The following is a 10,937-nucleotide window of genomic DNA, read 5'->3' on the forward strand; positions in this document are numbered from 1 at the left end:
CAGACCTGCGCCGAATCAAACCGCCACCTGAAACAGTGCCGCGAGCTGGGGGAAGAACTGGGCCTGGGTTTTCTTGGCCTGGGCTTCTGGCCCGACAAGACGCGTGCCGAACTGCCGATCATGCCCAAGGGCCGCTATGACATCATGCTCAGGCACATGCCGCGCGTGGGCTCGCTTGGCCTCGACATGATGCTGCGCACCTGCACCATCCAGACCAACCTGGATTATGGCAGCGAAGCCGATATGGCGCAGAAATTCCGGGTGAGCCTGGCGCTGCAGCCGATTGCCACCGCGCTGTTTGCCAATTCGCCATTCACGGAAAATACGCCCAACGGCTTCAAGTCGTTCCGCAGTCATATATGGACCGACACCGATCCGGCCCGCACCGGTATCCTGCCCTTCGTGTTCGAAGATGGCTTTGGGTACGAACATTACACCGACTACGCGCTCGATGTGCCGATGTACTTTGTCTATCGCGACGGTCGCTACATCGATGCGGCCGGCCTGTCGTTCCGTGATTTCCTGGCCGGCAAATTGTCGGTGCTGCCCGGTGAGAAGCCGCGCATGGCGGATTGGAAGGATCACCTCACCACGGCCTTCCCGGAAGTGCGGATGAAGGGCTATCTGGAAATGCGCGGCGCTGATGGTGGCCGCTGGGATCGCATCTGTGCGCTGCCGGCGCTGTGGGTCGGCCTGCTCTATGACCAGACCGCGCTGGATGCCGCCTGGGATCTGGTCAAGCACTGGACGCCGGCTGACCACGACCGCCTGCGCCGCGAAGTGCCGGCGCTGGCACTGGGCGCCGCCAGCCCCAATGGTGGCACGTTGAAGGAACTTTCCGCCGAAGTGCTCAAGATCGCCGATGCCGGCCTGGCCGCCCGCGCCCGCCTGAATTCGGCCGGCGACACCGAACAGGGCTTCCTCAATCCGCTGCGCGAAATCGTTGCCAGCGGCATGACCACGGCCGATCGCCTGCTGGCGCTCTACCACGGGCCGTGGGGCGGCGACATCAGCCGCATCTACGAGACCGAGGCTTATTGAGCCCACAGGGCCAGTCGCCCGTTGCACTTGTGGCTGCCGGGACACAGTTGCAGTGCCGACAGATGTGCTGGCTGCACGCAGCCCCTTGACGACAAACAGCAAAGGTTAAACACTCGTTTTTGTGTCACGATCCGGGCTGCCCCAATGGTGGGAGACAAGGCTGGACGATGACCTATTTGGGGAGACGTTCCATGGGGGTGATTCACCTTCGCAACAGCTGTGCTGCGGCGGCCCTGTTTTCGACCATTGCCGTTTTTGGCAGCCCGGTTTTTGCCCAGTCTTCACCGGCCCCAGCGCCTCGGGCCGCAGCCGGTACCGAAGCGGTTGAAACCGAAATCATCGTCACCGGCAGCTTCATTCGCGGCACCCGCGAGGATGCGGCCGTGCCGATCGATGTGTTCACCGCCGACGATCTCAACAAGCAGGGCATATCCTCGCCGCTTGAATTCATCAAACAATTGCCGTCCGTCGGCGCATCGCTTGGTGATACCAATCAGTTTTCCACATCGTCGCAAGGTTTTCAGGGCAATGGCTCGTTGAACCTGCGCGGGCTTGGCCCGACGCGCACGTTGGTGCTGTTCAATGGCCGCCGCACTGTGCTGGCGCCGGGTGATGGCTTTGCCGATACAAACCTTATCCCGATCTTCGCGCTGCAAACGGTCGAAGTGCTCAAGGACGGCGCGGCGGCCACTTATGGGTCCGATGCCATTGCCGGGGTGGCGAATTTCGTCACTCGCCGTAACTTCAATGGCGCCATATTCCAGGGCGATTTCGATTCCATCGAGGGTTCACGCGGCAACTGGTCAGGTTCGGTGCTGGTCGGGCACACCTTCGGCAAGATCAATCTGATGGCGGGCGCCGGCTGGCAGCACCGTTCGACCCTGCCCAGCTTTGCCCGCGATGCCAGCCGCATTCCTTATGCAGTCAATCCCTCCGCCTGGTCGACGCTCAGCACACCGGGGACTTTTGCCCCGGCCTACAGCTCCGGCGCGCCCGTTGGCTTTATCAAGGACGGCGGCAATGCCGGTTGTTCCGCAGTCGGCGGCGTCAACGATACCACGGGCATTGGCTCTGGCCTGCCGATCTGCCGGTTCAGCTTCCTGCCATGGAACAACATCATCGAAGAGGAAGATCGCTACCAGGGTTATTTGCAGGCCGATATCGATCTGTCGGACCGGACCAAGGTGCATCTGGAATTCACCTACGCGCAAACCGATACAACCGTTGGCCAATCGCCGTCGTTCCCGCCCACACAGGGTCCACGCGGTTCGGGTTCGGTCAATGCCTTCACCGTGAGCCCCAACAACCCGGGCGTGCCCGCCTTTCTGGCGCAAAATGGCTTGCCAGCCAGCACGGCAGCACGGCAGCTTTTGGGGATCTCGGCAGTGCTCTACCGGCCGTTCGGCTGGCTGGGCAATCCATCTGAACCCGTGCGCGGCGCCGGCCTCGGCAGCGCCGAAAACAAGAGCTATCGTTTCTCTGGCGCGGTCGATCAGGAATTCACCGACAATTTCCGCGCGCAATTCTCCGGCACCTATTGGCGCTCGGAGCGCGAGGCCTTTGCGCGTGACGTGATCGGTACGCGTCTGCAAAATGCGCTCAACGGCCTTGGCGGGCCGAACTGCAATGTCGCCGCCAACACGCCGGGGCAAAATGGCTGCCAATGGTTCAATCCGTTCCTGAATGCTGCGCAGCCGGTGTCCATCCAGAATTTGACCAACCCCAATTTTGTTGCCGGCGCTGCAAATTCAATTGATCTGATCAATTACCTCCAGGTCAACAACGGCACCCGTCAGGTTGAAGAACAATTCGTCTTTGATGCAATCTTTTCGGGCGAGTCCGGCATTGATCTGGGCGGCGGGCCGATCGCCTATGCTTTTGGCGCCCAATATCGCCGCAACGACTGGAACACTCGCGCGTTGCTGCCGGAATCCGATGTCGCCGTGAATCCGTGCTTCCGGGAAGGTGATCGCAGTTGCGTCGGCACGCCGATCGAAGGCGTTGGCCCGTTCATCTTCCTGGGCGTCAGCCGCGCCGAACGCGTGAGACAGACTGTCAAGGCTGTCTTTGCCGAAGTGAAAGTCCCGATCACCGAGACTTTGGAATTTACCGGCGCGGCCCGCTACGAGGACTACGGCGGCTCGGTCGGCGGCACTTTCAATCCCAAGGGTTCGGTGCGCTGGAACCCCACTAATTGGCTGGTACTGCGCGGTTCGGTGGGCACCACCTTCCGCGGGCCGCTGGCCAACCAGGTGGTCAACAACCAGATCACCACGCTGGCCGGCATCCAGGCCGCAGCCAACAACTTCAAATCAGTGGATATCTTCGGCAATCCCAACGATCTGGGGCCAGAAACTGCCTTCACCTACAATGTCGGTGCCGTGGTCAGCACGTCTGGCTTCACGGTTTCGGCCGATTACTGGAGCTTTGACGTCAAGGATCGGGTGACCACCACACCGGCACAGGCCATCGCCTCCTCGGTCGTCGCCAGTTCGACCGCGCTCGCCAACTGCAGCAGCGTCTTTGCCAATCTGGTCACCTTCCAGGGCGGCTGCGTCCAGGGTGTAACGCGCGGGGCAGACATTTCCCGCGTTCGCACCGATTGGGTCAATGGTCCGGGTATCAAGACCAGCGGCATCGATGTGTCGTTCGATTACAAAACTGATCTGGCCGGCGGCAAGTTGAACGTGGGGGCACAGGGCAGCTTTGTGCTGGATTTCACCTTCGATGATTTCATCCTGCGCGGCGTGCTGGTGCAACCGGGTTATCAAGCCAAGGGTTTCACCAACTATTTCCGCGATCCGCTCACCGTGTCGCCGTTCCGCGGCACCGGCTGGATCAACTACAACATCGGGGGCTTCAATGCCCGCTATCAGGCGCGGCACGTTGCTGGCGTGACGGATGATCGCTGCGTTGGCTTGACCGCTTGCGCCGTCACCAACTTTGGCCCGACCCAGTTCGGCCGTGAGGTGAAGAGCTTCACGCAGCACGACATCAACATCCAGTATGATCTGCCGATCAGCGGGGTGCAGACTCAATTGCAATTCGGCATCGACAACTTCACCAACGCGGCGCCGCCGGAGTCACGCCTGGAACTGTCCTATGATCCGTTCATCGGGAACCCGCTCGGCCGGGTGTTCCGCTTCGGCCTGCGGGTGGTCATCTAATCGCTGGCGCGCGGCGGGGTTCTAAGCGCCCCGCCGCGCTGCTTTGTGGTCAGCCTGTCTGGCGGGCGTAGTCTTCAGCGTCGAACCAGCCGCGCGAGGCTGAGATCTGCTCGGCGTCGTTCAGTTCCCAGGCTTCCCATCCGGCGACCGACACGGGCCTGCCGCTGGCCGCGTGGGTGCCGGAGAAGGTCCACAGGTAGATGGCGGTCAAGCCAGCCGCGCGCACGCCGTCACAGCGCAGCACCATGCCGGGAATATCGGCCAGGAAACCGGCGGCCATTTCGGCCACGCCGGCGCGGCCCTGCCAAAGCGGCCCGCCATTGATGCTGATGCTGCCGTCGACCGCGTAGAAGCTGGCCACGGCCTCGGGCCGACTGCTGTTCCAGGCCGCGGTATAGCCTGCTGCGATAGCGGCGATGTCCATTACAGCCCCCGCCGCGGAACGGCGGTCACAAGCAACGCCGGGCGCAGGCATAAAGCGCAATCGCGCCGGCGTTCGACACGTTGAGGCTCTCGACGCCAGAAATCGGCAGCCGGGCGAGCTGGTCGCAATTCTCGGTGGTGAGGTGGCGCAGGCCTTCGCCTTCGCTGCCCAGCACCAGCGCCGGCTGCGCCTTGCCCAGCGCCGATTCCAGCGTGTCGGGTGCGTCGCCATCCAGCGCGATGCGCCAGAAGCCGGCATCGCCGATCTCGCCCAGGGCGCGCGCCAGGTTGACCGTGCGCACCCACGGCAGATGTTCCAGTGCGCCACTGGCACTGCGCGCCAGCACGCCGGTTTCGGCCGGGCTGTGGCGATCCTGGGTGACAATGGCCCGCGCGTTGAACGCCAGCGCCGATCGCATCAGCGCGCCAACATTGTGCGGATCGGTGACCTGATCGAGGATGATGATCGGGCGGTTGTCGCCATCATCGGCCTGTTTCAGAATATCGCCCAGCCAGACATTTTCCAGCGGCTCCACTTCCAGCACAAAGCCTTGGTGCGGCGCATCGGGCGGGCACAGCCGGCCCAGATCATGATCGTCACCAACCTGCACCTGCAGCCCCTGCGGGATCACGATGGTCTTGGATGTGGCCGGCGTCAGCCACAGCTTGCGGAACGCGCGTTCCGGATTGTCGAGCGCGGCAAACACCGCATGCCGGCCATATAGGCGCGGGAACGGGCTTTTCTGGCGCATCTGGTTTTTGGGGTGGGGACTGCGGCCCATGGCGATCTTCCGGTGATTGAAACGCCGTTGCCATAGCTGTGAAGCCAGCCATTTGCCACGACCTTTGACTGAAAAGGCCCGACAGGTGGTGGAGGGGGTTGGATTTGAACCAACGTAGGGTGAAACCCGGCAGATTTACAGTCTGCTGCCATTGACCGCTCGGCCACCCCTCCACAGCCGCAATGTGCGGACCTGTCGGGAGGCGGCCTAGTGCGGCAGTCGGGCGCGCCTGTCAACGCCCGATTTCACGGCAGGTTTGGCGGTACGTGCACCTTCAGCCGCGATCCGGCACAACGCGGTCGCGGCCCAGCCGCTTGGCCGTATAGAGCGCACTATCGGCGCGTTCGATCAACTGGTCGGCGCCTTGGTCGGCGCGATGCTCGGCCACGCCGGCCGAGAAACTGATGCGGCCCATGCTGCTGCCATCGACGGCACTGCGCAGCACCTGTCCGGCCAGATCGGCGCGGATGCGATCGATGCGACCGGCAGCGGCCTGCACGCTGGTGCCGGGCATCACGCCCACGAATTCCTCGCCGCCCAGCCGGCCCACAATGCCGCCGTCCTTCTCCAGTTTTTCGGCGAGGTGGTGCGCCACGAAGCGCAGCACGTCATCGCCCATGGCATGGCCAAAACGATCGTTGAAGCGCTTGAAATGATCGATATCCACCACGGTGAGCGCCAGCGGCGCGCCGGATGCGGCCGCCTCTGCCTGGGCTCGTTCCACGGCCGCCATCAGCCCGCGCCGGTTCAGCACGCCGGTCAGCGCATCAGTGACAGCGGCGCGCTCGGCCTGGGTCAGCCGGTCGGCCAGCGCGCGGCTTTCGGCGGCGGCCTGTTCCAGTTCCTCCAACAGGCGGCCGTTGGCGGCCTGCACGGTCGAGGTGGCTGAACTCAATTGCTCCAGCAGGCCGGCCAGAGCCGTGGCGTCCATCGGCCCGGCGAGCTGCTCGCCGCCATTGGCAATGGCGCGGCCATAATCGGCCAGATCGGTCTGGCCGCTCACGATGCGTTTGGTCAGGGCTTCGGCCTGGCCATGGGCTTGCGCAATCAGTTGATTGACCTGGGCTTCGCTCATCTCGCCGAGCAAGGTTTCGCGCAGACCCATCACCACCGCCAGCGTCAGCCCGTCTCCGGCAATCGCCTTGTCGATGGCCAGCGACAAATCCGCATCTTCATCGCGCACATAGCGCCACAGCACATCATAGACGGCCGGTTCCGGCGGCAGCCCGGTCTGGATCAGCAGAGACCGGATCTGGTCATAGCTGGCCAGCGGCCCGGTGCCGCCGGGAAAGGCGACATCCGGCGGCGTTGGCACCGCCTGCTTTGCCACCATTGGCCCCGGCTGATGCTTCATGTGTTTGACCCTCCCGCGCTGATTGACCTGCCCCGGAAACGGCGGCGGCGGCGGCGGGTTTAGGGTGAAAACGCTGGTGGGTGTGTCGCAGTCGATGGGGTTTGCGAGCGAAGCAAGAGGCCGCGGCAAAGCCGCGGCTGACGTCAGACGGGCTGCGCTGGGCCGCTGTAGCGGCCGCGCACCCGCTGGCCGATCTTGCCGGAGTCGGTGTTCAACGCTGCGCGTTGACCGCGCGCCCGGCTGCGATGGAGCGGGTAGCGGGAATCGAACCCGCATAGCCAGCTTGGAAGGCTGGTGCTTTACCACTAAGCTATACCCGCGCTGCACCCGCCATTAGGCCAGCCGTGGCCCCGATTCAATGGTTGCTTCAACGTTTGCGTTTCAGTGGGTGCAGCGCCATTCGCCGCCTCTTGCGCCGCCGCTCCCGCGTCTTTATAGCCCCGCCTCTGCGCACAGGAGTGTAGCTCAGTTGGTAGAGCATCGGTCTCCAAAACCGAGGGCCGGGGGTTCGAGCCCCTCCACTCCTGCCAACAGTCCGAAATTTTGACCGCAAGCGGTTGAAGTTGAAGGGTTGCAGGCCCAAGTATCGGGGCGCAGGCAGCGTTGATCCGGCCGGTCACGGGGTTCCCTGTACCGGTTATTGGCGTTGCGGGCGGCAGTTTCTGGCTGCAGCTTGAGTGATTCGTGTTGGGTTTCGAACGGCAAAAGGCGAACGCGCGTGAGTGACGTGAAAGCGGAATTGGCAAAGAAGCCCCGGGTTTCCCCGGCGGAATTCGTGCGCCAGGTGCAGACCGAGACTCGCAAGATCGCCTGGCCGACGCTGCCCGATACGGTGCGCATGACGATCATGGTGCTGGTGATGACGACGTTGTTGTCGGTCTTCTTCCTTGGCATCGATCAGATTCTGGGTCGCACCGTCAAATTCCTGCTCAGCCTCGCTGCCTGAGGATATCTATGTCGCGCTGGTACATCATTCACGCCTATTCCGGTTTCGAGAACAAGGTGAAGGAATCGATCCTTTCCGAAGCCCGCCGCATGGGCCTTGAAGCTTTCATCGACGCCGTCGAAGTGCCGGCCGAAACCGTCACCGAGGTGGTGAAAGGCAAGAAGCGCCAGATCGAGCGCAAGTCGATGCCCGGCTATGTGCTCGCCAAGCTGGCGATGACTGACGATGTCTATCACCTCGTCAAGAACACCCCGAAGGTGACCGGGTTCCTGGGTCAGCAGAACAAGCCGCAGCCGGTGAGCGAGGCGGAAGCCGCCCGCATGCTGAACACCAAGACCGAGGAAACCCCGGCGGCCAAGATCAAGAAGAAGGCCAATTTCGAGATCGGCGACAGCGTGCGCGTGCTCGATGGTCCGTTTGCCAGTTTCAACGGCCTTGTCGAAGAAATCGACTACGATCATGGCCGCGTCAAGGTTTCGGTGTCGATCTTCGGCCGGGCAACGCCCGTCGAACTCGGCTTCGAACAGGTGGAAAAGCAGAAGTAATTCAGCGATTTCCATCGTCCCACCGTTCCGGTTTCCGGGACGGCACTTCCCGCCGTCAGGCGGACACGAAATGTGGGAGGCCGGTTGCCCCGGCCGCTAGCACCACACAACAAGGAGTGGCCCGATGGCCAAGAAGGTTACCGGTTATATCAAGTTGCAGGTGAAGGCGGGTTCCGCCAACCCCTCCCCGCCGATCGGCCCCGCACTGGGCCAGCGCGGCGTCAACATCATGGAATTCTGCAAGGCCTTCAACGCCAAGACCGAATCCCTTGAAAAGGGCACCCCGATCCCGACGGTCATCACCGTCTATGCCGATCGCTCGTTCAGTTTCATCACCAAGCTGCCGCCGGCCAGTTTCCTGCTCAAGCAGGCCGCTGGTCTGAAGTCGGGCGGCACCACGCCGGGCAAGGGCGCTCCGGCGGCCATGATCAAGCAGTCGCAGATTCGCGCCATCGCCGAGCAGAAGATGCCCGACCTGAACGCGAACAGCATCGAGATGGCGATGAAGACCATCGAAGGTTCGGCCCGCGCAATGGGCTTTGAAGTGGTGGAGGGCTGATCCAATGGCAATGACCAAGAAGGCCAAGACCCTGGCCACCGCGGTTGACCGCGAAAAACTCTATCCGATCGACGAAGCCCTGCAGATGGTGAAGAGCCTGGCCACGGCCAAGTTTGACGAAACCATCGAAGTTTCGCTGAACCTGGGTGTTGATCCCCGTCACGCCGACCAGATGGTTCGCGGCGTCGTCACCCTGCCCAAGGGCACCGGCAAGACCGTGCGCGTGGGCGTGTTCGCTCGCGGTGCCAAGGCTGATGAAGCCAAGGCCGCCGGCGCCGACGTGGTTGGCGCTGAAGATCTGCTGGAACTGGTGCAGGGCGGCACGATCGATTTCGATCGCTGCATCGCCACGCCCGACATGATGGGTCTGGTTGGCCGTCTCGGCAAGGTGCTGGGCCCCAAGGGCCTGATGCCGAACCCGAAGCTGGGCACCGTGACCATGAACGTGGGTGAAGCCGTGAAGGCTGCCAAGGGCGGCCAGATCGAATATCGTGTCGAAAAGGCCGGTATCATTCATGGCATTCTGGGCAAGGCCAGCTTTGACCAGGCCGATCTGCGCACCAACTTCAACGCGCTGCTCGATGCCGTGGTGAAGGCCAAGCCGTCGGGCGCCAAGGGCAAGTTCCTGCTCAAGGTCGCTGTCAGCTCGTCGATGGGCGCCGGCATCAAGGTCGATCCGTCGTCCACCGGCCAATACGCCTGATCGCGCACTGAGCGCAAAGAAATGGGGCCGGGAAGAGCGATCTTCCCGGCCCTTTTTCATGGCGGCGGCCAGAAACGGCGTTTTGGGCAGAACGGCAGTTCACCGCCCGCCCGCCTGCCCGCCCACTTGACTCTGCGGCTTGGCCCCTCTATCGCGCCGCATCCGTTCCAGCCAGAAATGGCCTGAACGTCCGTCCGAGATTGCAGGTGGGTTTGCGCCCTTAAGCCGTTTGGGCCTGCATGAGACGAGGTTGTTTTTCACGGATTGGGCTGCGGCCTGATCTGGTCTGCGCTGGCTCAGCCGGCGCGGGCAAGCGATCCTCTTCGGACGGGCCTGGTGCCCGCTCCTCCCCAAACATGGTGATTGGCAGGCGACAGGCTCATCAGCCGGCGCAGTGTCATGCTGCGTCATCACCCGTTCGCAGGGCAGCCGAAAGGCAAGCCGGCGAGCCTGAAACCAAGGAGTGAGCATGGATCGCGCCCAAAAAGCCGAAGCCGTCTCCAGCCTGGCCAAAACGCTGACCGAGACTTCGGTCATCGTGGTCACGCGCAATCATGGCCTGACCGTCGCGCAAGCGAGCGATCTCAGGAACAAGATGCGCGCTGCCGGTGCCAGCTACAAGGTGACGAAGAACAGCCTTGCGCGCATCGCGCTCGAAGGCACGCCCTACCAGCCGATCGGCGACTTGCTGACCGGCCCGATCGGCCTTGCCACGTCCACCGACCCGGTGGCCGCTGCCAAGATCGCGGTGGAATTCGCCAAGACGACCGACAAGTTCGAAATCGTCGGCGGTGCCATGGGCAACACTGTCCTCGATGTGAATGGCGTGAAGGCTCTGGCCGAACTGCCGTCGCTTGATGCACTGCGCGCCAAGATCATTGGCCTGGTCAATGCACCGGCGACCAAGCTGGCCCAGCTGGCCAGCGCGCCGGCCGCCAAGCTGGCCCGTGTCTTTTCGGCCTATGCCGAAAAAGATGCCGCCTGACGCGTTCGATAACTGAAATCAAACTGAAAACACTGGAGAATTACCATGGCTGACCTGAACTCGATCGTTGAACAGCTTTCCGCCTTGACCGTGCTGGAAGCCGCTGACCTCGCCAAGATGCTGGAAGAAAAGTGGGGCGTGTCTGCTGCTGCGGCCGTGGCCGTTGCTGCTGGCCCGGCTGCCGCTGCTGCTCCGGCTGTTGAAGAGCAGACCGAATTTGACGTGATCCTGACCGGCGACGGTGGCAAGAAGATCAACGTGATCAAGGAAGTCCGCGCCATCACCGGCCTGGGCCTGACCGAAGCCAAGACCCTGGTGGAATCGGCTCCGAAGGCCGTCAAGGAAGCCGTATCGAAGGCTGACACTGAAAAGTTCAAGAAGCAGCTGGAAGAAGCCGGCGGCACTGTCGAACTCAAGTAAGCGCTTCATGCC

General features: G+C 62.8%; 11 protein-coding genes and 3 tRNA genes. 9 read left to right on the forward strand and 5 right to left on the reverse strand.

What is annotated here, in order from left to right; translation table 11 throughout:
- Together RMO81_RS01380 and RMO81_RS01385 are read left to right on the forward strand one after the other, a co-directional pair.
- A partial coding sequence (locus RMO81_RS01380; RefSeq protein ID WP_310473936.1) for a glutamate--cysteine ligase occupies positions 1 to 1,041 on the forward strand: 1,041 nt, incomplete at its 5' end.
- 191 nt (positions 1,042 to 1,232) lie between these two features.
- Positions 1,233 to 4,208 carry a TonB-dependent receptor domain-containing protein gene (locus RMO81_RS01385; protein ID WP_310473937.1) on the forward strand — a complete coding sequence of 992 codons (2,976 nt, stop codon included), beginning with the start codon at positions 1,233 to 1,235 and terminating at the stop codon, positions 4,206 to 4,208.
- Between the two features lie 49 nt (positions 4,209 to 4,257).
- Here RMO81_RS01385 and RMO81_RS01390 read toward each other — a convergent pair whose 3' ends face one another.
- From RMO81_RS01390 to RMO81_RS01410, 5 genes are all read right to left on the reverse strand, one after another.
- Positions 4,258 to 4,632 carry a nuclear transport factor 2 family protein gene (locus tag RMO81_RS01390; RefSeq protein WP_310473938.1) on the reverse strand — a complete coding sequence of 125 codons (375 nt, stop codon included), beginning with the start codon at positions 4,630 to 4,632 and terminating at the stop codon, positions 4,258 to 4,260.
- A 25-nt stretch (positions 4,633 to 4,657) separates the two neighbouring features.
- A complete protein-coding gene (gene rlmB, locus RMO81_RS01395) occupies positions 4,658 to 5,413 on the reverse strand; it encodes a 23S rRNA (guanosine(2251)-2'-O)-methyltransferase RlmB (RefSeq protein WP_310473939.1) in 756 nt (251 codons plus the stop codon).
- A gap of 86 nt (positions 5,414 to 5,499) precedes the next feature.
- Positions 5,500 to 5,586 (reverse strand) — tRNA-Tyr (locus tag RMO81_RS01400).
- A gap of 101 nt (positions 5,587 to 5,687) precedes the next feature.
- Positions 5,688 to 6,767, reverse strand: coding sequence for a diguanylate cyclase (locus RMO81_RS01405; protein ID WP_310473940.1), 1,080 nt, complete (start codon positions 6,765 to 6,767; stop codon positions 5,688 to 5,690).
- A gap of 246 nt (positions 6,768 to 7,013) precedes the next feature.
- A tRNA-Gly gene (locus RMO81_RS01410) sits at positions 7,014 to 7,087 on the reverse strand.
- 134 nt (positions 7,088 to 7,221) lie between these two features.
- On the opposite strand from RMO81_RS01410, the gene RMO81_RS01415 reads away from it, so the two are divergent.
- From RMO81_RS01415 to rplL, 7 genes are all read left to right on the forward strand, one after another.
- Positions 7,222 to 7,297: transfer RNA gene (locus RMO81_RS01415), tRNA-Trp, on the forward strand.
- 188 nt (positions 7,298 to 7,485) lie between these two features.
- Positions 7,486 to 7,713, forward strand: coding sequence for a preprotein translocase subunit SecE (gene secE / locus RMO81_RS01420; protein WP_310473941.1), 228 nt, complete (start codon positions 7,486 to 7,488; stop codon positions 7,711 to 7,713).
- Between the two features lie 8 nt (positions 7,714 to 7,721).
- Positions 7,722 to 8,258: a transcription termination/antitermination protein NusG gene (gene nusG, locus RMO81_RS01425; RefSeq protein WP_310473942.1), complete on the forward strand. Its 537-nt coding sequence runs from the start codon at positions 7,722 to 7,724 to the stop codon at positions 8,256 to 8,258.
- 124 nt (positions 8,259 to 8,382) lie between these two features.
- Positions 8,383 to 8,817: a 50S ribosomal protein L11 gene (rplK, locus tag RMO81_RS01430; protein ID WP_310473943.1), complete on the forward strand. Its 435-nt coding sequence runs from the start codon at positions 8,383 to 8,385 to the stop codon at positions 8,815 to 8,817.
- Positions 8,818 to 8,821: 4 nt separating this feature from the next.
- The gene (gene rplA, locus RMO81_RS01435; protein ID WP_310473944.1) at positions 8,822 to 9,520 is read left to right on the forward strand and encodes a 50S ribosomal protein L1; all 699 of its coding nucleotides are present in this window, start codon (positions 8,822 to 8,824) and stop codon (positions 9,518 to 9,520) included.
- Between the two features lie 469 nt (positions 9,521 to 9,989).
- Positions 9,990 to 10,505, forward strand: a complete 516-nt coding sequence (rplJ, locus tag RMO81_RS01440; RefSeq protein WP_310473945.1) for a 50S ribosomal protein L10 — start codon at positions 9,990 to 9,992, stop codon at positions 10,503 to 10,505.
- A 45-nt stretch (positions 10,506 to 10,550) separates the two neighbouring features.
- Entirely contained in the window at positions 10,551 to 10,925 is a 375-nt protein-coding gene (gene rplL, locus RMO81_RS01445; RefSeq protein ID WP_310473946.1) for a 50S ribosomal protein L7/L12, read from the forward strand.
- Positions 10,926 to 10,937: the final 12 nt, after the last annotated feature.

This window comes from Sandarakinorhabdus sp. (genome assembly GCF_031422795.1).
Lineage (GTDB): Bacteria > Pseudomonadota > Alphaproteobacteria > Sphingomonadales > Sphingomonadaceae > Sandarakinorhabdus.